The organism is Nostoc sp. EspVER01 (assembly GCF_034530635.1).
Lineage (GTDB): Bacteria > Cyanobacteriota > Cyanobacteriia > Cyanobacteriales > Nostocaceae > Nostoc.
Genome location: NZ_JAVRCS010000029.1, coordinates 38800 through 63789 on the forward strand (window position 1 = coordinate 38800; position 24990 = coordinate 63789).

At 41.3% G+C, this 24990-nt stretch carries 19 protein-coding genes; 6 read left to right on the forward strand and 13 right to left on the reverse strand.

From position 1 onward, the window contains the following. Positions 1 to 9 precede the first annotated feature (9 nt). From RMX69_RS21900 to RMX69_RS21925, 6 genes are all read right to left on the reverse strand, one after another. On the reverse strand, positions 10 to 567 hold the full coding sequence (locus RMX69_RS21900; RefSeq protein ID WP_322638695.1) for a hypothetical protein: 558 nt from the start codon (positions 565 to 567) through the stop codon (positions 10 to 12). Between the two features lie 630 nt (positions 568 to 1197). Then, positions 1198 to 1803, reverse strand: coding sequence for an exopolysaccharide biosynthesis protein (locus tag RMX69_RS21905; protein ID WP_289800001.1), 606 nt, complete (start codon positions 1801 to 1803; stop codon positions 1198 to 1200). Positions 1804 to 1928: 125 nt separating this feature from the next. Continuing rightward, positions 1929 to 2813 carry a lipid kinase gene (locus RMX69_RS21910; RefSeq protein WP_289797301.1) on the reverse strand — a complete coding sequence of 295 codons (885 nt, stop codon included), beginning with the start codon at positions 2811 to 2813 and terminating at the stop codon, positions 1929 to 1931. Positions 2814 to 3367: 554 nt separating this feature from the next. Continuing rightward, on the reverse strand, positions 3368 to 3544 hold the full coding sequence (locus RMX69_RS21915) for a hypothetical protein (RefSeq protein ID WP_289797302.1): 177 nt from the start codon (positions 3542 to 3544) through the stop codon (positions 3368 to 3370). A gap of 49 nt (positions 3545 to 3593) precedes the next feature. Beyond that, complete coding sequence (gene arfB, locus RMX69_RS21920) at positions 3594 to 4010, reverse strand: alternative ribosome rescue aminoacyl-tRNA hydrolase ArfB (RefSeq protein ID WP_289797303.1); 417 nt, start codon at positions 4008 to 4010, stop codon at positions 3594 to 3596. A 47-nt stretch (positions 4011 to 4057) separates the two neighbouring features. Then, positions 4058 to 4312: an RNA-binding S4 domain-containing protein gene (locus RMX69_RS21925; RefSeq protein WP_322638696.1), complete on the reverse strand. Its 255-nt coding sequence runs from the start codon at positions 4310 to 4312 to the stop codon at positions 4058 to 4060. 540 nt (positions 4313 to 4852) lie between these two features. Here RMX69_RS21925 and dpdE point away from each other — a divergent pair. Further along, positions 4853 to 8164, forward strand: coding sequence for a protein DpdE (gene dpdE, locus RMX69_RS21930; protein WP_322638697.1), 3312 nt, complete (start codon positions 4853 to 4855; stop codon positions 8162 to 8164). Between the two features lie 305 nt (positions 8165 to 8469). Here the strand turns inward: dpdE and RMX69_RS21935 are convergent, their stop codons facing one another. Both RMX69_RS21935 and RMX69_RS21940 read right to left on the reverse strand, forming a co-directional pair. Further along, the gene (locus tag RMX69_RS21935) at positions 8470 to 9489 is read right to left on the reverse strand and encodes a tRNA-dihydrouridine synthase family protein (protein WP_322638698.1); all 1020 of its coding nucleotides are present in this window, start codon (positions 9487 to 9489) and stop codon (positions 8470 to 8472) included. A gap of 203 nt (positions 9490 to 9692) precedes the next feature. Then, complete coding sequence (locus RMX69_RS21940) at positions 9693 to 11045, reverse strand: serine/threonine-protein kinase (protein ID WP_322638699.1); 1353 nt, start codon at positions 11043 to 11045, stop codon at positions 9693 to 9695. A 210-nt stretch (positions 11046 to 11255) separates the two neighbouring features. Between RMX69_RS21940 and RMX69_RS21945 the strand changes: the two genes are divergently transcribed. Continuing rightward, positions 11256 to 11483 carry a hypothetical protein gene (locus RMX69_RS21945; protein WP_289797308.1) on the forward strand — a complete coding sequence of 76 codons (228 nt, stop codon included), beginning with the start codon at positions 11256 to 11258 and terminating at the stop codon, positions 11481 to 11483. Here the strand turns inward: RMX69_RS21945 and RMX69_RS21950 are convergent. The 3 genes from RMX69_RS21950 to RMX69_RS21960 all read right to left on the reverse strand — a co-directional run bounded on the left by RMX69_RS21950 (position 11442) and on the right by RMX69_RS21960 (position 15494). Beyond that, positions 11442 to 12017, reverse strand: coding sequence for a hypothetical protein (locus tag RMX69_RS21950; RefSeq protein WP_322638700.1), 576 nt, complete (start codon positions 12015 to 12017; stop codon positions 11442 to 11444). The genes RMX69_RS21945 and RMX69_RS21950 overlap by 42 nt on opposite strands. 190 nt (positions 12018 to 12207) lie before the next feature. Then, positions 12208 to 13557, reverse strand: a complete 1350-nt coding sequence (locus RMX69_RS21955) for a cytochrome P450 (protein WP_322638701.1) — start codon at positions 13555 to 13557, stop codon at positions 12208 to 12210. 44 nt (positions 13558 to 13601) lie between these two features. After that, complete coding sequence (locus tag RMX69_RS21960; protein ID WP_322638702.1) at positions 13602 to 15494, reverse strand: lipoxygenase family protein; 1893 nt, start codon at positions 15492 to 15494, stop codon at positions 13602 to 13604. A gap of 748 nt (positions 15495 to 16242) precedes the next feature. Here RMX69_RS21960 and RMX69_RS21965 point away from each other — a divergent pair. The 3 genes from RMX69_RS21965 (at position 16243) to recR (ending at position 18067) form a co-directional block, all read left to right on the forward strand. Beyond that, the gene (locus RMX69_RS21965; protein WP_322638703.1) at positions 16243 to 17280 is read left to right on the forward strand and encodes an aldo/keto reductase; all 1038 of its coding nucleotides are present in this window, start codon (positions 16243 to 16245) and stop codon (positions 17278 to 17280) included. 31 nt (positions 17281 to 17311) lie between these two features. Further along, positions 17312 to 17440, forward strand: coding sequence for a hypothetical protein (locus RMX69_RS21970; RefSeq protein ID WP_322638704.1), 129 nt, complete (start codon positions 17312 to 17314; stop codon positions 17438 to 17440). Positions 17441 to 17509: 69 nt separating this feature from the next. Further along, positions 17510 to 18067 (forward strand): recombination mediator RecR, encoded by a 558-nt coding sequence (recR, locus tag RMX69_RS21975; RefSeq protein WP_322638705.1) that lies wholly within the window; start codon positions 17510 to 17512, stop codon positions 18065 to 18067. A 26-nt stretch (positions 18068 to 18093) separates the two neighbouring features. On the opposite strand, the gene RMX69_RS21980 is transcribed toward recR, so the two are convergent. Next, positions 18094 to 21336, reverse strand: a complete 3243-nt coding sequence (locus tag RMX69_RS21980) for a PAS domain-containing protein (protein WP_322638706.1) — start codon at positions 21334 to 21336, stop codon at positions 18094 to 18096. 280 nt (positions 21337 to 21616) lie between these two features. Further along, entirely contained in the window at positions 21617 to 23566 is a 1950-nt protein-coding gene (locus tag RMX69_RS21985) for an amino acid transporter (protein ID WP_322638707.1), read from the reverse strand. Positions 23567 to 24065: 499 nt separating this feature from the next. Between RMX69_RS21985 and RMX69_RS21990 the strand changes: the two genes are divergently transcribed. Next, positions 24066 to 24923 (forward strand): Rpn family recombination-promoting nuclease/putative transposase, encoded by an 858-nt coding sequence (locus RMX69_RS21990; RefSeq protein WP_289797316.1) that lies wholly within the window; start codon positions 24066 to 24068, stop codon positions 24921 to 24923. Positions 24924 to 24990: the final 67 nt, after the last annotated feature.

The window sequence follows — 24990 nt, forward strand, 5'->3', positions numbered from 1 at the left end:
AATTGCTAATTACCATTTTTCAGACCAATAGATAATTTCTGAGGTAGAACTATTAATAGCAACGCCATAGCTATCTCCATGATTCCACTTAAAGCCAGGTCTACCTTTGTCATCTGTATTTAAGACCAATATTTCATAAGTAGCCGGAAAAGATTCTGTTGGAGAATCACTAGTATAGAAGAAAGTCGTCGGCACACCGTTAGGTTGGTTTATGTGGTCGTTTGTGTCACCACCTATATATTTGTGCTTGGCACTATTTCTATATTGTGAAAGTAATTTTTCTATCTTCTTTGGTGGTTCTTTTAACCTAATTTGAAAAAAACTACTTCCTTGCAAAACTTTGGGAGAGTAAGCAATACGAACGTCTTTAGCATCAGGGGGAATCTCATTAGGAAAATGTTTTACTTGATCATTTTCAGACCATAGTTGATTACGAATTTCTTTGTAGCGTGATGTATCAGTTATAATTTTAGGCTCACTAGTACTGCTAAAAGTTGTTCTCAGAAAAAAGCTTCCCCCGACAATACTAAGACTAGCAAGGGCTAATAGAAATTGCGATCGCTTCATCAAGTTGGGTGTGCCTAACTTTCATAGTCATATACCCAACTAATAAACTAAATTCGTACTATTGCGGATATCGAATCTGAGATATTAACAGAAACTTTGTGTATTCAGAGTAAAATAGGGCTAATTGTAAAATTAATGTGAAGTTGGTCAATGATTACCTAGTCAAATACCGTAGGCGATCCTCGTTGAGACTAGTACTACCGTTGTAGCTAACAAAATCAATTCCACAGCCATACATTTTTTTTCAATTCTTCCTGATATAGCAACAACTAAAGCGGATATATAAATAGTAGATGCACCTTAATTAAATCACAGCCTTCAGCTTTTAGTTGAGGGCTTTTTTATTGTTGATACTTTTTTATTCTGCAAGAAAATAAATTTGCTTAAAAATCTAATTTGCCCGGATATGGCAATAAATAAAACGGATTAATAAATGGTAGATGCACCTTAATTAAATTACAGCCTTCAGCTTTTAGTTGAAGGCTTTTTTATTGTTGATTTTTTTATGAAAGAAAATAAATTTGCTAAGAAGTCTAATTTTCCCGGATATAGCAATAAATAAAATGGATTAATAAATGGTAGATGCACCCTAAGAATTTACAGCCTTCAGCCAAAAGCTGGAGGCTTTTATTATTTCAATATCGATGGCAGCAAACTGGGAGCTAACCACACTGCATAACCAATAAATCCAAACAACAAGGTAATTAGGGCAGTAATGCCGTAGCTGATGCAAATTAGCAAACCATCAGATTCTATGGTGGCAACAGTCAAAAGTAAAATACCGATAGTCGGGATAGGATTTGTAAACGGGATTGGTAATATTAGTAATACTGTTAATAAAGAGATACAAAACCCATTAATTCGCCAAATTAAAGGATTATGAGCTATTTTTGCTAATCGGGGACGGGCGATTTTCTGAAAAACTTTGGTAAGCCGTCCCAAATTTTGCAAAAGTAACTGGGCGAAGGAACGAGGAAATTTGTAGTTAGCGATTCTTTTTGGTAGCCAAGGCGATCGCCTTCCTAAAAGCATTTGCACTGACAACAGTAAACAAGCACCACCAAATGGACCAGTTAATCCCGGTGGCATAGGAAGTAAAAAAGGCAAAACTAATAATGTAATTACCAGACTGAAGCCCCGTTCTGAGGTTTCTGTCAGAATATCGCCTAGAGTCAGCGGTTGTTCAGCTAGGCGTTGCAACAGGGATTTTATATCTTGAGAAAATCTCAGATGCATTTGGCGTGAGTTGATGCGAGTTCCCACTTTGTAGTAGAGGGTAGATGAGGGAGAATAACTTCTAAACTCTGCCAATTTTAGATTTTGAATTGAAGGAAAATCTAAAATCTAAAATTGAATAACCCCTAACTCCTGCTTTCTGGGGGTACAAAAACAGCTATAGCTTTAGGTATAACCCGAAAATGAGCAGGTGTGTAGGTAGTAATTTCACCATCTGTATTGATAGGGCGAGGTTTGCGAGTATGTACCTCTATTTCTTGACCTTGAAGGGAGCGTACACTCTGCCAATGTATATGTCGCCCTCGTCGCATTGCGGGTAGTAATAATATAACCTGCCACCAGTGTTCAATCTCCAAGCTATAAAGGTCTAGCCTTTGATCGTCTATTGTGGCATCGTCAGCCACTGCCATACCACCACCGTAATAACGGCCATTACCGACAGCAATTTGCACTGTTTTGACGCGAACTAATTCACCGTTGATTGCAATCTCTGCTGTAAAAGGTCTGGCTTCCAAAATCACTTGCAATGCAGTGGCAGCATAGGCAAATACTCCCCAGCGGCGCTTAACTTCTTTGGTAAGTCGTTGGGTAATTTTTACACTCAATCCCATACTGGCAACGTTAAAAAAGTGCTTGCCATTCACACAACCCAAGTCGATGCGGTGTAAATGTCCATCTGCAATAATTTTGCAAGCTTCGTTGAGGGAATTAGGGATTCCCAAAGTTCTCGCTAGATCGTTGGCAGTTCCCAGAGGCAAGATTCCCAAAGGTAACTGAGTCTCAATTAAAGCATCTACACCAGCATTGAGAGTACCATCTCCTCCACCAATAATTACCAAGTCAACTTGATGCTTATGGCGAAGTATAACTTCAGCAAGATGTTTGGGATCTTCTGTAGACTCCTCAATTAAATCAAAGCCAAATGTTTTCAGACTTTGAATCGCTTCCGATAGACCCTTTTGCCCTTGACGAGCATGACGATTTACTAACAGCAGTGCGCGGGAACTCATGGGTGGTACCTTTTGTTGTTGATATGTCCAATTATCCGCATCTATGTATTCTGCTTGATGTTGACTATAAGAAAGTGTTTATGCTTTGATAAAAATTATCAAAAATTCATTTTCATAACACTTATTATATTGTGACTACTAATTTTTAATTTTTCTTTTTCTTTAGTTTACCTCTACTAGGCTTCAGTGTGTTTATCTTCAACAAATATAATTATTACTCCTCAGATAAATAAATTTTAGGTATTTTTATTTATAAAATAGCGAGTTGTTCAAATATTATTATGCCAAACATAAGAGATATTTTTCATTAAAATAGATACATTTACAGCAGATTGCAACTTGTCTGCGTTCCCTGCGGGACGCTTACGCGAACGCGCAGCGTGTCGCAGACAGAGGCTATGCCAAGGTGAGGTACAGATTATTGTGCCCCTACCTGTGTACGTCATTTCGTTAAAAAACGAATGCTGTTTATAGCGTTTCTGTGTTGAATCTAATACAGCGCTAGTTGGTTGCTTAACGATGGGAAATCCCTATCTTCATTTGGAATTTTGCTTTTATGACTTTTTCGGGTTGGTGTTGCGACCAATAATTGCTTGAAACACGTCCCCTAGTAAAAAGAAAAATGCTGCAACTAACACTACAAGCATTAAACCCGCAAGGGCCGCAAAGGGAGAGATGATAAACAAGATTAAAAGCGCAAATATTAAAATCTTTAGTAATGTCTTATTCATCTTTTTTCCTATTGAATAATATGTGTATTCTCTACAAATAATCGATGAATTAACAATCTGTCACCTGTCTTCTGTTAGATTTTATCTGTGCGCGCTTACTTTTGTGGTCAAGGCGTTTTCTTTGAGAACTGCGAGTTGGTTTAGTGGGTTTGCGTTTGATTGTCACGACAACTGCGCTTTGAATGAGTTCTTGAAGTCGTTTCAAGGCTGACTCGCGATTGTTCTCTTGGCTTCGGTGTTCCTGGGCTTTAATTACAACTACTCCTTCTTGGTTAATGCGTCGATCGTTGAGCTTTAAAAGCTGTTGTTTATAATAATCGGGTAATGATGAAGCCGCAATATCGAAGCGCAAGTGGATCGCGGTAGAAACCTTATTTACATTTTGACCTCCTGCTCCTTGGGAGCGAATCGCAGTAATTTCAATTTCAGTCTGTGGAATAATAACATTATTGGAAATTTGCAGCATTACTCACAAAGAAAAAAAGAAACTTGTAACTTTGGGATAAAGTTTCTTTACTCGGTTTGCTCGGTTAAATCTATCATTACATCTGGGTCTTCGTTGTTGTTCAAATTCACCTCTAAAGTTTGTCCTTGAATTGTCACTTTATCGCCCGGTACTAGTCGCCGTCCTCGTCGAGTTTCTAGCATCCCGTTTACTTGGACATCACCACCTTGAATCATCAGCTTGGCTTGGCCTCCAGTTGGCACTATACCCATCAACTTTAAAAATTGATTTAGCTTAATTGTGTTGTCTCTAATTTTCTTCATAGTCAATAAATGTACATAATTCTAATTGTATCGTGACCTTCTCAAGCTAAAGCGTAAATCTGTTACACCACAAAATCAGCTAAGTACAGTATTTCATTAATTCGTAGCAAATTTAATTTGGCAATATCCTGCAATAGCATTGTGTTGGCAAACATTTAACAAAGTCACGCTTTTACGCAAAACTTTACTGAGAAATGTGAATTTACAGCAGTTTTCATTTAATTGAACTGTATATGTTGTACAAGGACAGCAATGCTGTACCTCTACTGTGTGATGCATTTACCTGAAAATTGCTAATTTTATTAACTGGCTGTGATGGAGTGACGCCGATAATGAACACGAGTGCGTCTCGTAGAAAAGCGTTAGCGAGTCCGCGAACGTGAGTGCGTCTCGTAGAAAGCGTCATAGCCCGTCTTAGATATCGCTCTAACAAAAACTGTAATACCAGTTATTATCTATAATGTTGATCGACAAAACTGCCAGATGTGGGCTAAAAACTAGTCTGGAAGGTTCTTTTAGTGTGTTCAGGGGACTGGATCTATGATTAAGCTTGGTTTATTGGTACAGTCCCAGAATAACTCTTTGGGTATCGGAAAAGTTACGGAAATATCTGATACCAATGCGATTGTTGAGTATTTCTGCTCTATAGGCCAACGTCTCCAAAAAACTTTACCTTTAAGTTCGCTCTCTGAAGTCAAGCTGGAACCCCAAGCTAGATGCTATATCAAGTTCCCAACTCAGGATAAATGGATAGTTGGCAGAGTTTTTATCTGGGATGATGATACAGAAATGTATCAAATTGATTTGCCAGATAAGAAAACTGCGATCGCATCTGTTGAAGATATTTACGTTCGTTGTAATCTACCAAATACAGACCCCATCCAAACTCTAGCGATGAAGGGTCACGAAACGCCTTATTTCCACGACAAAAGACTGGCTTTCGTGAAATCCTTGATTCAGCAACGCGCTGTGAGTCGCGGGATGACGGGACTGATTTCGGCAAATATTAATCTTTATCCTCACCAAGTTGAAGTAGTCAGGCGGGTACTGGAAGACCCAATTCAACGCTACTTGTTAGCAGATGAGGTGGGACTCGGAAAAACCATCGAAGCGGGTGCGATTCTGCGTCAATTCCTTCTCGATGAGCCGAAAAAAGGTGCAGTGGTGATAGTTCCGCAATACTTGCTCAAACAATGGCGGACTGAGTTAGAAAACAAGTTTTACATCTCCCATTTTGGCAAACGGGTAGCGGTGCTGGCGGTTGAAGATATTCATAAAATCAACCTGAAAGCAAGAATAGGCTGCTTAATTTTAGATGAAGCTCATCACATCGCCGCAATGGCAACCTCTAAGGATGCAACAGTGCGTCAGCGTTTTCAGACTTGCAAAGAACTTGCTCATAAAAGCGATCGCTTACTTTTATTATCTGCCACTCCGGTTCTCAATCACGAGCAGGATTTTCTGGCCATGTTGCACTTACTCGACCCAACAACCTATAAAATTGGCGATCTAGCAGGTTTCCGCACCAAAGTTGAAAGCCGTCAGCAAATTGGTAAACTTCTGCTTTCTTTTAAAGAAGGTGCAGAACCAGAGGTTCTCAAAAGCAACTTGCAGCAATTGCGAAACCTTTTGGCTGAAGATAAGTATTTACTGAAGTTGGCGGATGATTTAGAAAATTGTTTACAAGCAAATTCTACCGAGCAAGAGCAAATCGTCCAAGCGATTCGCGTCCACATCAGCGATATTTATCGACTACATCGGCGAATGCTTCGCAACCGTCGCGCTGCGGTAGAAGATGTGATATTTGACCGCAACTTTACGCCGAAAGAAGAGTATGATTTAGACGAGCGATCGCTTGATATCCACGAACTGCTCAATCAATGGCGGAGTGTTGCTCCTGCTGAAAAGCAATATCAGCGAGTTTTTCTGCTGTTATTTCTCGCTGCTGGGACTTGGTTAGGCATTTTAGAGCAGGTAATTACGGCGCGTTTAACTGCGAAACCTCATGCTAAACTCATCCAAGAATTTAAAGAAAATGATGTTCGCCTATTAACTACAACCCCCAAATTCTCAGGGGAAGAAGAGATTCTCCAATCCTTACTAAAAATTATTCGTCAACCTCAAGAGGACGGACAACGGACGGAAAATTTGAAAACAGTGCTGCTAAATCAGCTAGGTACTTATTTCAAAATTCCCGCAAACGTTCGGAAAAATCAAAAGGAATTCATCACCAGGATACAGCAGAGAATTAAAAGACCAATTGCTGGCGATATTCTGCCCAAATTTGTTGTATTTACCAGTTTTGTGCAAACTTGTGGTGAAATTGTCCGGTATTTATCTGATACCTTTGGTGCAGAAACAATAGCCAGCCATCAATTTGGAGAATCACCAGACAAAGTTGAGGAAGGCTTAAATCGGTTCAAGAACAACCCAAACTGCTTTATTTTAGTATGCGATCGCTCTGGAGAAGAAGGACGTAACCTCCAGTTTGCCGATTGGTTAATTCATTTTGACCTTCCTTGGTCGCCTAATCAATTAGAGCAGAGAATTGGTAGACTTGACCGCATTGGCAGCAAAATTGGCATCCAATCTAGTGCCTTGATTGGCCCCTACTTGGAAGATAGCCCTCACAATGCTTGGTATAAAGTCTTAAAAGATGGGTTTGGTATTTTCCAACAATCAATTGCCAGTCTCCAGTTTTATGTTGATGAGAAACTTGCAGAATTAGAAACAATTTTGTTTCAATCAGGTGCGGCTGGATTGTTAGAGATGGTTGCACCAATTCAAGAGCAAATTGAAGCGGAAATAGCGAAAATTAGCGAACAAAATGCTCTAGATGAAATTGATGCCAACGATGAAATTGCTACCGAGTATTTTCAAGAGCTAGATAATTACGATGCTCGTCATCTAGAAATGAAACGAGCAATTGAAGGCTGGATTTGCGACGCGCTGGGATTCAGAGGACTGAATAACCCCGATTCATCAGAGATGCGACGTTATCAACCAACAACGCGGACATTGGTGCCGATAAATGATTTACAAAACCGTTTTGCTGAGAGTTCCCTAGACCAATTTGGTACTTATAATCGCAGAGTAGCAAACCAAAATCCTGGTGTTAAACTCTTTCGAGTTGGCGAAGGATTTGTCGAAGCACTCTCCAACTATATCAATTGGGATGACCGAGGTGAAGCCTTTGCTCTCTGGCGCACTGATACATCTTGGGACGCGAAAGAAGGGAAGGAGTGGTTCGGTTTTCAATGCAATTATGTAGTCGAGGCAAATTTAAGAACTGCCAAACAAGTTTTACTAGATAACAAACTAGATAATTCTCAATTCAAAAACTTGCAGCGACGTGTTGATGCTCTATTTCCACCAATTATAGAAACTATCTATGTTGATGGTCGCAAGCAGCCAATCTGTGCTGTTGAGGATAAAGCGCTCTTAAGTATTTTACAACGTCCATATAAAGATAAAAACAATAATCAAGGACGAGATTACAATCTAGCAAAAGAGCGCTTAGGAATTATTGACGATTTTGTTGACCCTAGTAAATGGCAAAATTTTTGCTATGAAGTGCGTAACGCTTCTGCGGAATTACTTTCAAATCGTCCCGATTTTATTGACTTATGTCAAAGTTGTGCTAAGGTCGCCGAAAAGAAATTAGCCAATAGAGTAGAACAATTACGACTACGTTTAAACCAGCAAAGTTGGGATAATGCATTAGCTGAAGAATTGAAGATAGAAACTGCTTTAAATGCAGCCATTCTAGAGGGAATTCGCCAGCCGCTTCTAAGGCTTGACTCTGTGGGTTTTATTGTGGTATCGGGGCGATCGCTTGTGCAATTTGAGTGATATTATGTGCGATTAAATAGCTTTGGTAATTCTAATTGAGAGCTTGAGATCCCCGACTTCTTTAAAAAGTCGGGGATCTTTTTATTTTGGTAATTATATCATCTTTGCCTAATCGCTTACGATATGTCATTGCGAACGCAACGAAGTGAAGTGAAGCAATCGCAAGGGTTCGGGGATTGCTTCGCTTCGCTCACAATGACAACTAAGGGATTTCCAAGAAATAGTTGGATATTTTTTATTTGGAAGTCCCTAATCAGCCGGACATGATATTACTGGCGAAATTGATGTAAAAACCTATACTGATATTACACACTCAAAGAGGGTGCTAGAGCTAAAGTTTTTGTCAAATCAGTCAGGAGAACGCGATCGCAGAGGTTAAACAATTCTGCCTCAGTAGAAGTATGTCGCATCAACCGTAAAAAATGACCTTCAGTATCAACACTCAGGGCAATGTAGTTGAGGAACATTTTTAGGTAGCCTATGCGCGATCGCTCTGGCATAGTTGCTGCTGTGGGGGTTTGCCATAAACGATCGATATAGTTGCGTACCTCCGCTAAAGGAACGGGCGCGATCGGTTCTTTTCGCAAAGCTTGCCGAATTTGATTAAAAATCCAAGGATTCCCGATCGCCCAGCGTCCCACCATCACACCAGCCGCGCCCGTTTGAGAAAGCACTTCAACAGCAGTTGTCGCCGAGTTGATATTGCCATTGGCCAGCACTGGACAATCGACTCGTCTAACTGCTTCAGCAATTAAATCATATTTCACTGCCCCGTGGTACATATCTTTGACGGTGCGACCATGCAAAGAAAGCAAATCAATGCTGTGGCGATTGATTATATCTAGAATTTTGTCAAAATTATCTGTATTTTCAAAGCCTACGCGCATCTTGACGGTTAAAGGGCGATCGCTAACTGCTTGCCGTAATTCTCCCAAAATCCGATCCACTTTTTCTGGTAAGAGCAGCAATCCACCCCCAACATTTTTGCGATAGATTCTAGGTGCTGGACAGCCCATGTTCAAGTCAACTCCAGCGATATTATAGTTGCAAAGTTCCTTTGCTGTTCTGACTAAATCTGGAATACTTTCGCCAATCATTTGCGCAAAAACGGGACGACCTGTGTCGTTTTCGGTGATGGCTGCTAGAATGCCACGATTGAGCCGTGAGGTATCATTGACGCGGAAATATTCGGTGAAAAAGTAGTCAGGGCTGCCATAGTGAGCAATCACCTTCATAAACCAGAGGTTTGTCACATCCTGCATGGGCGCAAGAGCGGTGAGAGGTAGGTGTGGATAGAACGATTGGGGGAGCGATACCTGGGGCATAAAGACGAAGAGCGATCGACAAAGCTCACTGTTAAGTTATAAATAGCTAGACGTAAATCAATTAAAGTTTGTAGTGTACCCCTTCGGGGAAGCAAGCTACGCATAGCGTCTCATAGAGAGGACTTTAGTCCTAATTATCGTTGCTTTGAGCGATGAATCACTCACTACAAACTAGGAGTTTATTAGTAATCTTATTATCAAAACTAATTAATACCACAAGCTGCTAATTTTACAGCTAAAGCATCGGGGTAGCGCCACGGTTGAGAACCACCAATCCAAATACGTGAGGGTAAATGACCGATTGGTGCTTTGAGACTAAAATTGAATTTTGAATTTGCATAACTAGAATTGTATATATGCCAACCAACTTGATGACAAAAAATTACATAGTCGCCATTCACGTTTTTGTAAATAAGTGTCTGTATGCTAAAACCAAAGCGTTTATGACTGTAATTCACCCATAAAAGGTCAATGGTTTGCAAATCTTGACAGGGAAGTTTCTCAAAATCGCTACTAAATATATAGCTACCTCTAGGCTTTGCTAGTGCTTGACATATTAGTTCCCAAGTTTCTTTATCTGCTAATTCCCATTTTCCTTTTGCTAATAAATCACGCAAATGCGTATAATCAATAGTATTTACTGTACGATAATTAGACATATTTAGCAATTTCTTTGGTTGTTGCTCCAGTATCTGTAAAACTTCTGTTGCAGATTGGAAGCGTTGTGAAACGGCATTTTGTAAAAGTTTATCTAAGATTTCACAAAGGTGAACGCTAACAGTATTCTTTGCTGGTAAATGTTCTTGCCATACCCAGCGATCGCTAGCAATATCGAACAAATCAAAGGGAGAAACATCGGTAAGTAAGTAAATACATGTTACACCCAAGCTGTAAAGATCGCTGGCTGGTAATGCCTTTCCTCGCATTTGTTCGGGAGCGATATATTCTGGGCTACCTACTATAGTGCCTGTACGAAGTTGCTTCATATTATTGGCGAATTTAGCAACTCCAAAATCGATTAAAACCAGGTCTCCTCGACCCGAACGGCGCATAATATTTTCCGGTTTAATATCTCGGTGGATTACTTGTCGGGAATGGATAAATTGCAATATGATCAATAAACTTTTTAATATCTCCCAAATTTGTGGTTCTTGAAAAACGCCTTGTTTTTGTAATTCCTGGGCGAGTGTTTGTCCATCTACTAATTCCTCAACAATATAAAACTTTTGATTTTGTTCAAAGTGCGCTAGTAATTTGGGTATTTGAGAGTGTTCTAGTTCATTGAGACGAAGGGCTTCTTGATGAAATAAATTGACTGCCTTATGCCAAATCTCAGTATTTTCCTTTTGAAAACATAGTTGTTTAATTGCACATTTGGGTTGATCTGGAAGATGTTCATCAATAGCTAAAAACGTTCTCCCAAAGCCACCGCGTCCAATGATGGCGAGTGGACGATATCGCTGTTTGAGTAATAATTCCTGACCACAACTATTGCAAAAACGAGAACTGTCAGAATTTTGTGGACGTAGGCAATCAATATTGGTACAGTAGCTCATACTATATTGCAATTACTATATATAAAGTATTCCCATGAGAAGGGCATTCTTACTAGTAGAAAAGACAACGATTTTTGTGGGATGGGCAACATGAGCGTCCCTTATATTTCCGGGCGGGCAGGATGCCCACCCCACAAGAATCATCCCTTAATTCAGCAACGCCGAAAATTCTTTTGCTCCAAGTCTTTCTCCTATTTATATTAACTAGGTATGTGTCTCAATGATGTAGTGATTGACCGTGCCAGCCTCAATGATGTTACTGGAATCGTTAAGTTGGCCCAAGCCAATGACGCAGAACATGGTGGTATGTTGTTAGGTCATCTTGAGCCAGAGGCTGTGATGATGACTATCTCTCAAATGCCAAGCGTTGTAGCCCGTAAAGATGGTCAATTAGTATTAACAATGTTGAGAAGAACATCTGTAATCTGCAATTACTAAACATTCATTTTGTACCCTGGTAAGCATATCGTTAAAAGCAGGAGTATAACAACCATCTTTATCAACAACTCTACGGAGAGTATATTCACCAGCACGAGAAAGTCCGCCCAACCAAACGTTCTTTCTGTGCCAAATATCTCCATTGAGAGAATTTTTGTCTTGGGACATTGTGAAACTAACAATCGATTTTGAAATTGGTATTCCTAGCAGAATAGGTGTGATTTGAGCTTGTTGCAAAGTTTCATCTTCAAACTGAATTTTGTAACTTACTTTTAACCATTGAATTGAACGTAGTAATATCCAGCCAGCAATCGAGTCATGAAAAGTCCACTGTAATGGGGCAAAGATCGGTAAAAGCAAAGTTCTATTCTCTATATCCCATTCTAAATTGTACATAGTAATACAAGTATCTGGCAGTGGATTGCCATCCATAAAAAATACACCTTTAAGGACAGATGGCAAGTTTGTTTCTTTGATTGGAATCATCCAGATTGCAATATTATTAAGTTGCTTTTTTTCAACTAATTCAGCCATATAATTTGTAATTACTTCCTTTCAGCTAAAAGAATACCTAAATTTGTAACGAATCGAATCAGAGAAAAGATGAGTAATATTGCACTAGAAAAAGAGTAGAATCAACTCAAAAAACCAGAATAATTACCAACTCCTAATTCAGCACGATAAGTAGGGGCGCATCTGTGCGCCCCTACTGGAATTTCCTGACTCACAGTCTTTGAGCAAAACCTTGTAGTACTAAATTATTAGGAGTAACGGCAGTCACTTTTTCAAAATCCCACTTGACTTCTGTAATTGATTCCCATTGATAGTTGTGGAACAGATGTAAACAGAAAATTTTGATAAAGCCAATTGATAAGGATGTACCAGGACAGGCTCGCTCATGCCCTTCGCCGTTCCAAGATAAGATATCTGAAAAATTTCGTGTGAGGTCAAAATCATCTGGATTTTGGTATCTATTGGCATCCCGATTAGCTGTAAGAATAGAGCCAAGCAAGCGAGTACCTTTTTGAAATGGACATTTTTGTTCTCCAATCTCAACTTCACCCGCTTCAGTAGTGAGTTGGCTAACAAATCGCACAGGTGGATAGAGACGAGCCGTTTCTAAAATCACTTGATTGAGAAGTGTTAACTTTTCTAGAGCGTCTGAGTCTAAAGTTTTCTTGCCATTCCAGACTGCATTAACCTCTGACACTACATTATTTCTGAGAGTATTATCTAAGCAAAGAACCCCAATAACTGATCCTAAAAGCGCACTTGTGCCGGCAGTACCGGCGATATGAATCATATCGAAAAGGGTATTAGCGATTTGGTGTTCGTTCAACTGATACTGAGCGCCTGTTTCAAAGTAAGATGCCCATTTAGCTGATTGTTTATATCGCTTAATTAAATATTGACGATGCCGAATTTTTGGCGCTGTTAATATTGCCAGCAGATACTTGCTGATAAAATTAGGCAAGGATGCAAGAGCCAAACCTTTAATGTAACTATCGGATGCTGTGATTTCTTCCTCAGATAAAGATATTTGAAAAACCAGTTGATGCAAACTCGACAGCATGATCTTTGGCAAATCGTTGCCAATGTGTAATTTGCCTTGTTTAGCAGCTTCTAACAAGCTTTGCTCAACTAGATTCCCCAAAAAATCTATTTTTTCAGACGGTTCTGGTAAGGCTTGTAAGATTACAGTACGTAGTCCTGTATGTTCGTTACCGTTTGTTCCTAAGCTCAGAGGATTATCTAACAGGTAGCTAGGAGCTAATATTCTGATAATGCCTAAATCATTTCCTCGGAGTTGTGGTTGGGTTTGCATTAATTCTCTCACCTGCGAGTGAGAGGAATGCATAATTGCTTGGTCTACTGCAAAATACTTATCTCCAATATTATCTTTACGGATGTAGAGAAAGTCTCGCCATGCGTTGAGCATGATTGATGCATCCATGTAATAAAAAATCAAGCGGAGAAACTTGCCGAGCGCAGTGTCGTAACCTACTTTAGCTAGTATAGGTGCAAGCCAAACCTGGCGATCGTGACCTTTGAGGACTTTATCTTTAAGTGTCATAGTATTTATTTTGAGTCATTGGTCATTTGTCATTGGTTTCTAATTCAGATATTGATGCTCTGAGGAATTTTAGAAGGAAGTAGATATTCATAGGGTGGACGGTGCAAATTACGTTGCTTGATGGTATCTTCTACCTGCTGAAGATTACTTTGGAATGCTTGTAACAATGGTTTTACTTTTTGGTCTGTAAAGTATCCTTGCTGATAATCGCCCAGCTTGTTGTAGTACACAGATCCCAATAAGCTGAGTAGGTTGTATTGCCGTTGCGCCTGATCTAAGGGAGGGAGCAAATTAAGGTAGTCTTGCTCAGTAACTTCTCTTTTGAGAGTTGAGGCTGGTAAATAACCTGCCAATGGTATGGCTGCGGCGTAGCCCATAAAATCTTTTTGCGGAAAGTTAACCGCAGCGTGTTGGGCGCTGGCAGTGAAAATAATCAGCGTAGTGGCATCAATTAAGTAATTGCGCGTTTTGATGCCCCCATCTTCGCCAAAATCGGGGATGCGACCACCATCGTAAGCTGGGATTTCGGCTGCCCACGCTTGCAATGCTCTGTCTTTTTGAATGTCTTCATCGGTGGTGTAGTAAAGGCTCAGGTAGTCTGAAACCCATTGATGAATGGCATCCCAGACTAATAGTGCATCATCTCGGTAAGGATAAACGGGCAAGAGGTTGGGATCGTCTACACCGCGCTGTTGAAATTGCTTAGGTAAGATAGCGCTGTTAAAACCATAGCTTTGCAAGCCTAGCACTGCTAAAACGCGAGAGTTATCGATTGATGATGAGAGTAATCTATCGACACCACCGCCTGGAGCAATGAGAATACGTTGGGCGGCATCGTTAATTGCTAAAGTGCTGTCAAAATGCGGGTGTAGGAGAATTCTTAGAGGATGGGTGAGTGGTAGTTGTCGAGCGGTGGCGATCGCAAAAACACCAATTAACAAGTGAGTTCTTGCTAGATGAGTAACAGCTTCGTGGTAGTTGGCATCTGCTATTTGGACTATTGTTTTGGCAAAAAGCCAAGAGTATTTACCGGAGTTAGGGGTAACAATTGGATAATCTGGGCCTGGGGTTTGACCGCATTGAATGGCTATCGGACGCAATAAACGGGTGGGGTCTGAGCCTTTGGGTAAGGCAAACAGTGCTAGGGGAGCATAGAGATATTTTTGCTCGTGTGGGAATGTACCGTTGACCGCACCATCTAAAATTTTATAGTCAGCTAAGTAGAGTCTGCCTTCAAGTCCGGCTGCTGCTAATGAATCGTCAGTTCCCATTACTCCTTGGTAATGTTCGTCTGTGACTGGGAAGCGATCGCCTGGAGTCGTTACTCGCGCGATCGTGACGGGATTGTAGCCAGCCACTCGCATGTAGGCAAATACTTCATCTTCTTGGTAAGTTGTTGCGATTGGTGGCACACCAATCACTTGAAACAAATTTTCGTAGTCCTTGATACTAGTTGCATGTCCTGTCGGCTGTCCTTCGTATAAAAGGTTAATTATCCTATTTAGAGCATCTCTGAGAATCACAAGTCCGTTTTCTTTCAAAATAGAATAAAAAAGATCGTCGAGTTCTCTAACATCCTTAGAGATGCCATTGAGCAAAAACTGAGGGATAATTTGCAGGATTCTTGCCAGAATAGTGATTTTTACTGGTACTGCTCCCTTGAGCAAGGCTTCTAAAATAAACCTTTCAACATCGTCACGAATCGATTTAGAACCTTGATTACCTCTGTTGACAATCAAGGTATTGATAAACACAACTCGTAACTGCTGGGCTAATAAAAAATACCAGTTAGTAGCGAACTCTTCGGCAATAGAAAGCCGATCTAGCATCGCAATAGATGGAATATGGATGTAGTTATATTGATACTCTTGCCTAGCTATATCTAAAGTATGAGTACTTGATGAGCTAATTGAATTTTCTGGTGATGAAGCAGTCATTGACTCTACTCATGTTTAGTACGGGGAACTTTAATAGTTTAGGATAAACAGGTTTGATTTACCTAAACGTATTATCGCAATCAAGTTTAAAATTACGATTTTTCTAAAGGAATTTTCTGGATTTTATCAACTCTTGAACCACGCACAAAATATTTATAAATCTTGCAACTAATATTTAGCAATACAAATAGTATTTGCCACGATTTAGAAACAATTCTCAAAGAAAACTTTCGGACTCAGGTATTGTATTTGAGTTGACATTTGAAGCACTGAAACAATATTAGGAATGCGACTATCAGATTCCCCGCATTTCTCACAAGTTCAAGGCGTTTGATGGAGCAAAGGACAAGTAATGAGTAATGAGTAAAAACTTCTTACTCATTACTTCTCCCCGGCACTTGCGCAGGCTTTAAGAGGTGTGGTGAGAAATCCGGGATTCTTCCTCTGCGGCCGATGTCTCCAATGCTTCCTCTGCTTACGCAGCGATGGAATATTTTTCTATTACCTTCCTCTATCAAAAATCTGGCGTTGCTGAATTAAGGGATGATTCTTGTGGGGTGGGCATCCTGCCCGCCCGGAAATACAAGGGACGCTCATGTTGCCCATCCCACAAAAATAGTAAAATCATCCCGCAAATATGCAACTCCAAAAATCTATCTCTATCTCACTGCTTTTATCCTTCAACAGTTAGAAGCAACGAATTTTGCTCCATGCAAAGCTATGAAGGCTGTGGCAAAAGGATAAATTTGTGGATATTAGCAGACGAAATTTACTGAAGGTAGTTTCTGCTTCTGGTTTAGGTGGAGCCGGGGTATTTGCTTTACAAGGTTTGACCAAACAAGTTTTAGCGCAAAATCAGTCTACCCCACTCCAGATTAAAAAAGGTGAAATGCTCTACAGGCAACTAGGACGCACCAAAGAACAAATATCTGTAATTGGTCTAGGTGGTCATCATATTGGTAGACCAAAAGATGAACAAGAGGGTATTAATCTGATCCGTACTGCTCTCGATCGCGGGATCAATTTTATGGACAATTGTTGGGATTACCATAATGGCGGTAGCGAAATTCGCATGGGTAAAGCTTTGCAAAATGGTTATCGTCAAAAAGCTTTTCTGATGACTAAAATCGACGGTCGTACAAAGGCAGCGGCGGTTCAACAAATTGATGAATCTTTAAAACGTTTGCAAACAGACCACATTGATTTGTTGCAGCATCATGAAGTCATTCGCATGGAAGACCCAGACCGGATTTTTGCCCCTGGTGGTGCGATGGAAGCAGTTGTGGAAGCACAAAAAGCTGGCAAGATTCGCTACATAGGCTTTACTGGACACAAAGACCCATTAGTACACCTGAGAATGTTGGAAGTTGCCAATCAAAACAACTTCCGTTTTGATGCGGTGCAGATGCCGTTAAATGTTATGGATGCCCATTTCCGCAGTTTTGAGAGGCAAGTTTTACCCAGACTGGTTCAAGACGGAATTGCTGTACTGGGGATGAAATCAATGGGCGACCAAAACATTCTCAAAAGCAATGTGGTCAAACCGATCGAATGTCTGCATTACGCGATGAATCTGCCAACTTCAACGGTGATTACAGGCATTGAAAGTATGCCCATCTTAAACCAGGCTTTCGAGGCAATACGTACTTTTACACCCATGAGCCAGGAACAAGTTAAAGCCTTACTGAATCGGACTCGCCAAGCTGCTCTCAAAGGTCAGTATGAGTTGTTTAAAACTACTAACCAATTTGATAGTACAGCTAAAAATCCTGAGTGGTTAGGATAAGTTTTAGCTAGGGCGTGTTTGAAAACTAAGGATGAAAGCGATTTGGGCAGTTCATAGTAAAGGGCACAAAACTGGTAGAGTTGCTGCAAAGTCCAGAATTGAGCGATCGCAAGTTGGAAGTGTTGCGCCTGATGGAAGTACTCAAAAAATGTCATCATAGTTAAAGTGAAAACATTCTGGAGACAAGACAACGGTTTACGCACGCCCTTTAGCACGGTTAATTGAACAATTGCAACGCCTACCGGGAGTTGGCCCCAAAAGTGCCCAACGACTGGCTTTGCATATTTTGAAGCGACCAGAAGCAGAAGTAGAAGCTTTGGCGCAAGCTTTAGTTGAGGCAAAAAAACAGATAGGCTTGTGTTCTGTTTGCTTTCACTTATCTGCTGAACCTGTTTGTGAAATTTGCCGCAATGCCAACCGTGACAATAACACTATCTGTGTTGTTGCAGATCCTCGTGATGTGATTGCATTAGAAAAAACCCGCGAATACAAAGGTAAGTATCACGTTTTGGGCGGGGTGATTTCGCCAATTGATGGAATTGGCCCAGATCAGTTGAATATACTAGCTTTACAGCGCCGAGTGAGTCAGCAAAAACCTCAAGAAGTAATTCTCGCAATTAGTCCGAGTGTAGAAGGGGAGACAACAACCCTGTATATCGGTCAGCTATTGAAACCATTTACCAAGGTGACGCGGATTGCTTTTGGTTTACCTGTAGGTGGCGATTTGGAGTACGCAGATGAAGTGACTTTGGCGAGGGCGTTGGAAGGACGCCGAGAGTTAGATTAAATTTTGTTGATTTTGCTGGTTAAGTTTTAGCCATGATTTTGCCCTAGTAAATCTGCAATTGAGGTGAGTAATTCAGTTGGTTGTACTGGTTTGGCAATGTGTTTCTGAAAACCAGCCGCTAAAACTCGATCGCGATCGCTTTCTCCAGCATAGGCGGTAAGAGCGATCGCCGGAATTTCCCCGCCCTCCTCTTTGGGCATAGCTCTAAGCATCTTAATCAAGCTATAGCCATCTATTTCTGGCATTCCTAAATCACTGATTAATAAATTAGGTACAGCCTGTGCAATAAATTTAAGCGCCTCTTTTACCGATGCTGCGGCAGTTATCAACGCCCCATTCTGTTGTAGCAAGAAGTGCAGAAACTCCCGTGTGTCAACATCATCATCGACAATTAATACCCGTAGTCCACGCAGAACTGAAGAGTTAAATTTCTCCCCTGCTCCTCCTGCTTTCTCTGCACCGTCACTCTCCTTCATCACGGGCAGTCTGACAGTAAAAACTGCTCCCTGTCCAATTCCTGGGCTAGCTGCTTTTACAGTCCCACCATGCAACTCTACTAAGTGACGAACTATTGCTAATCCCAGTCCCAGTCCGCCGAATGTCCTGGTTGTGCTGCTATCGGCTTGACGAAAATATTCAAATACGTGGGGTAGAAACTCAGGGGAAATACCTTGACCTGTATCTTTAACTTGAATTAGTGCAGAGTGGAAAGTTAATTCACGACTCAATGATAAACTGATTTCCACTGAACCACGAGAGGGAGTAAACTTGACTGCATTTGAGAGTAAATTCCCTACAACTTGCTGTAAGCGATTATAATCGCCTAACACTTTACCAACCTTGGGGTCAACCTGTACTTTAATCTGGATAGATTTAGTTTCGGCAAGTAACCGGACTGTTTCTAATGCAGCATCAATTACAGCTACTAAGTTAACAGTGGCAAAAGTCAGGTTCAACTTACCGCGAATAATTCGGGAGACATCTAGCAACTCATCAATTAATTGAATCTGCAATTGAGCATTTCTTTCGATGGTTTCTAAGGCACGACTTGTAGTCACTTCATCAAATTTGCGGCTTTTGAGTAGCGATGACCACCCTAAAATCGGATTGAGGGGCGATCGCAATTCGTGGGAGAGAATAGCGAGAAATTCATCTTTATTCCGGTTTGCCTGTTTGAGTTCCTCTGCTTGTTGTCTAAGTGCCTTTTCTAATTGCTTCCTGGGGGTTAGGTCTAGAATAAAACAGATCCAAGATGCAGGATCTCTCTCCACCAAAGCACCACCAATTAGTATGGGAATGCGGGAACCATCCTTACGAATGTATTCTTTTTCAAAGGGAGTACATATCCCAACCGTTAAAAGTTGTTCTAGTCCCTGCCGATCAAGATCATGATATTCAGGTGGGGTGATGTGTTTTCTGTATATCTTACCTGCTAAAAGCTCCTCTCGCGTATAACCCAGCATTTCTAAAAAAGCCTCGTTCGCCTCAGTAATGTAATCAGGAGTGGCGAACATAATGCCAATAATGTTGGAATCAACTAACCGCCTTAATTGAGTTTCGCGCTGGCGTAAATCATTTTCTACCTGTTTGCGTTGGGTAATATCCTGGGTAGTACCCATCATTCGTACTGGCTTACCCTCAGCATCATAAAAGACGCGACCTTTAGCAGCAATCCAATGAATACTACCATCAGACCAAGGGATGCGGTATTCAATATCACACTCAACATTTTCCTCCACAGAGCGGGCGATCGCTTCCTGAATGTATTGGCGGTCTTCAGGATGTACACAGTTGAGAAAAATCTCAAAGTTGATTTCGGCTTCTGGGGACACTCCAAACAGTTGATAACATTTCTCTGTCCAAATTACCTCGTTAGTAGTGATATCCCAAAACCACATACCCATTTCAGCGGCATTAGTGGCCAACCGAATCCGTTCTTCACTCTCGCGCAGATTTGTTTCAATTTTTTGACGTTCCCATAGAGCAGCTTGCTGTTCGGTAATATCAGTACTCGCACCAACTACCCTAACTACCTGACCATTTGCATCCCGGACAGCAAACCCCTGATCTACCACCCACAAATAGCGGCCATCCTGGTGACGCACTCGATATTCGATGCGATAACGGTTTCCATTGGCCATACTAGCCATGAATTGGTCGTTAATTCTTTGTTGGTCATCGGGATGGATGCGTTCTTGCCACCACTGGAAGGTAGGTTCCGTTTCTTGTTGGGTGTAGCCAAAAACCTGGGTTAGACCTTGAGTTCTTTCCACAGTATTTCTGCCAATCTCCCAGTCATAGATTAGGCAATTAACTGCCGCCGTTGCTAGCTCAAACCTTTCATTACTTTGCCGCAAGGAAATTTCTATGTGTCGTCGCTCTGTAATATCAAAAGCGATCCCCAAAAGATATTGCGGCAATCCATCAACAGTTCTGCTGTACACAGTGTCATAGCTACAAAACCAGCGCCACTCTCCATTAGCGTGTAGAATTCGGTATTCAAAGCTGAGAACTTCGCCCTGATGAGTAGAATTAAATTTTTCAAAATAGCTAGGGATTCGAGCCAAATCTTCAGGGTGTAGAAGTTGAGTAAATAATTCCTTTCCCATTGCCTGGATTTCTGCTGGTGTGTAGCCCCAACCTTGAGCAATTTCGTAATTAACGTAAGCATTTCGCTGCTCAATTAGGTCATAAATGTAGAGTATTCCCGGAAGAGTGCCAGCAATTTGTTGAAACAGACGTTGACTATCCCACAATGTCTGAAATTCATCTGCATCAACTTGTTGAGTATTTTGTTCACAACTACAGTCATCCTCAAACTGGGTGTGCTTAGATGCCGTAATATCCGAAAAAGTTGTCACGATCGCATACAGATTGCTTCCTTCACTTTGAAACAGAGGTTGGGAGGACAACAACAGCCAGACTAGCTCACCATTTGGCTTATAAAAGCCACACACTACATTTAAGCAAGGCTTACCTGTATTTTGAGTAACACTCGTAGGGTGGATTTTATTGAGTAAGGGAGACCCATCTTCATGAATAAATTGCCACTTGGGATCGAGCAAATTTTGCCCCACAAGCTGTTCTGCGCTCAGTCCCAAAATGCGATCGCTAGCAGCATTACAAGCCTGGATAGTGCCATCAGCCAACTGAAGCACCATTCCTTCTTCTTGACTGGCGACTAGCGAAGATTTTGCCTTTTTACTAACTTGCCGATGCAGCAGCTTGTGATTAGCCAGCTGGTTGTGGAACTTTTCCGCGTCTGGCATTCTAAAAAGTTAAGTAATTTTAAAGTTAATCTCAGATTGAGCGGCTCATATTTACATAAATTTTAAAGCAATTTCTTCCAACTTGAGGTATTGAGCGGCGAAATAGTGCTGAGTGCTGAGTAACGATTTCTGAGCACAAAAAGTAATATATCGCACTCAGTACTGACTCAACGCCCCGCTATCGCTAACAGCACTCTTAAATCTTATAGACTTAGGGAACTTACGCAGAAAATTAAACTCATTACTCATTACTCATTACTCATTACTCATTACTCCTAAATCAACCCCCAACATGAATAGCAGGTCGTATGTGGGGATTCTTTTCAGCCCTACGCAGTACTTCACGGGTAACTACAGCAATGTCACCTTCGCCAAACAAGATAAAACGCAATAGGTATTGTATGGGATTTCCCTCAGCCCAGCCGAAGTAAGCATGGGGAATCTTACCTGTTTGGTCGCGAATGTAAAGTAGTAAAGCTGCGATCGCATTCGGTACTGCTGCACTTTCAGCCCGGAGGATGCGATAGTCACCAACTTGCACCCCTTTTACTACGATCACATCCGCAAATTCCGAAGCATCGGATACATGAATTTCTAAAAACAGAATTGGATCGTTGGCTGGAATATGGTTGTCTTCGCGTACCTCTTTCTCTTTCATAAAATACTCTAGAACATCGCCTGTATTCAATCGATTTGCAATCAGTCGTATTGTTCCCTGGCTATCTTGGGCAAGGAATTGGCTAGCAAGTTCGTCAACTTCAATTCGCTCTGCTCGGAGTTCCGTTGAACGCCAAACACGAGAAACCAGCGAGGTAAAAATGATCGCACCGATAAAGAACCCAGCAATCCTAATGCCTTCTGGTCTTTCGATGATATTGACAATGGTGGTATATAAAAATAACAGTGTAATGATGCCAAAAACGAGTCTGGCCCGCTTCTGTCTGTGGCGATGGGCTGACAAGGTTACAGCAAAGGCGGCTGAGGTAATTAACACCAGCACACCAGTTGCGTAAGCCCCACCTTGGGCTTCTACACTTGCTTTGAAGATAATTGTGACAACAAAAGCGATCGCTGTGTAGACTAACACCAAAGGTCGCGTTGCCCGTGCCCAATTGGGTGCCATACCATAGCGCGGTAGGTAGCGAGGCACGATATTCAACAGCCCTGCCATTGCAGATGCACCTGCAAACCACAAAATAGAAATAGTACTTAAATCGTAAATTGTGCCAAAGCCATTGCCTAAATACAAATGTGCTAAATAAGCAAGGGCCCGTCCGTTGGCTTTGCCCCCCGATGCAAATTCTGCGGTTGGAATCAGTAGAGTGGTTATAAAGCTGGTGGTAAGCAGAAAGAAGCTCATAATCAGAGCAGCAGTGGTGAGCAGCTTGCGTGTATTCCGAATCCGCCCTTTGGGATGTTGCGGAGTGCTGTTACTGCTACCTTTAACTAGAGGCATAACGGTAACACCAGTCTCAAAACCTGACAATCCCAGTGCGAGTTTGGGGAAGATGAGGAGAGCGATACCGATTAGGATCAAAGGATTGGAATGGCGTGCAAAAAGTGCAGTTTGCCAGTTAGCGATCGCTTCTGTGTGAGTTGATATTTGGTACAGACCGACACCAACGACAAGGAAGTTTAACAGCAGATAAGCTCCCACCAAAACTACTGCAATCCCAATGGCTTCTCGGAAACCTCTCAAGAAAACTGCACCTAGTAATGCAACTAATATCAGGGTAACTGCGATCGGCTGATTGTGAAGCCAAATTGGTGTCAGCGGATTTTCGATGATATGGGCTGTGGCATCAGCTGCTGACAAGGTAATGGTAATAATAAAGTCAGTTGCCACAAAGCCAAGTAAGCACAGTACAAGTAATTTGCCTTGCCACCAGGAAAGTAAACGCTCTAACATTGCGATCGACCCTTCACCATAAGGGCTTTCGGCAGCAATGCGCCGATAAATTGGCAACGCTCCAAAGAGCGTCAGCAAAACCAGAACCAGGGTAGCTATAGGAGAAAGAGCGCCAGCCGCTAGTGCTGCAATCCCTGGTTGATAGCCAAGGGTCGAGAAATAATCTACACCAGTCAAGCACATCACCTGCCACCAAGAATGCTGGCGATGTGGTTCTTCTTTCCGGTAAGGGCCTTCTTTCTCTCGTCGTTGGTCTTCTTCAAGCAACCAGTGGATTAACTGGCTACCGAGCCGTTTTGTTGAAACAATTGATTTAGCCATCAAATACGGTTGTGTTGCAAAAGTCGGCTTTGTGATTTTTTTAAGCCTTCGTGGTTTATTAAAATTTTTAACTACAAAGGCATAGCACTATTATTGTATGTTAGGCATCCTGTCCGATTTACAAAATATATAGTAGCTGTTCGTAGTGGTCTACCATATCAAGAAAGGTTGCAGGTTTTGGTATAGGAATAATCAATACTGCAACCGTATATTTTGGGATTAACGCTTTTGCACTCTTAGCACCTTTAAGCTGTAGAAATTCAAAAAAAATGATGCTGCTAAACGAGGCATGTACGCAATTAACAAATCAGCCCTAAAACAAAAGTCACTTTTAGTTATATGATGTTTGTATAACTATTAATCTATTACTCTGTTTGTGTAGCCGCAAACTTGAGTTTGATGGAATTATAGACATATAGTCGTACACAATATACAGTCAATCTGTTCAATAGGTTCCTAGCAATATGCGAACCCATCTGTAGCAACTACACTAATTCAGATGTTTGACAATATCTGCAAATTCTTAGTTGAGAACTTCTCCAGTGATTTCGCTACATGGTTATTAGGCGAATCTATTAATTTAACAGAACTAAGTCCAAAAGAATTATCTCTCGAACCCATTCGGGCTGATGCTCTAATTCTGTTGCAGTCGGAGCAAAGCATATTGCATTTGGAATTTCAAACCCAAGTCGATGCGGAAATTCCTTTTCGGATGATTGACTATCGATTGCGAGTATATCGCCGCTTTCCAGACAAAGCAATGCATCAAGTCGTAATTTACCTCAAGCAGACAAATTCAAATTTGGTGCAACAAAATACATTTACAATTGCTGGGACACGACATGAATTTGCAGTTATCAGACTTTGGGAACAACCGACAGCAGTATTTTTGAGAACACCTGGACTTTTACCATTGGCTGTGTTAAGCAGTACAATTGATCCAGAAGTTATACTTAATGAAGTGGCACGGGAAATTAACGGTATTACAGAATTAAGAGCTCAAAGTAATATTGCTGCTTCTACAGCCATTTTAGCTGGTTTAGTATTAGATAAAGAGGTTATTAAACGAGTTTTGAGGTCAGATATTATGCGCGAGTCAGCGATTTATCAAGACATTCTACAAGAAGGCAAGGCTGAAGGTAAGGCTGAAGGTAGGGCTGAAGGTAGGGCTGAAGGTAAGGCTGAAGGCAAGGCTGAAGGTAAGGCTGAAGGTAAGGCTGAAGGTAAGGCTGAAGCGTTACTCGAAGTGGCAAGAAATCTATTTAGTACTGGTATGCCATTAGAACAGATAGGCAGAGTCACAGGGTTATCAATTGAGCAGTTACAGTATTTACAGGCAAGTGAGTCCAATCAATAAATAATCGGTGCAGTTAACCTGCACCGATTACCAAGTATCACTCGAATTGAACAAACATCCCATTGTT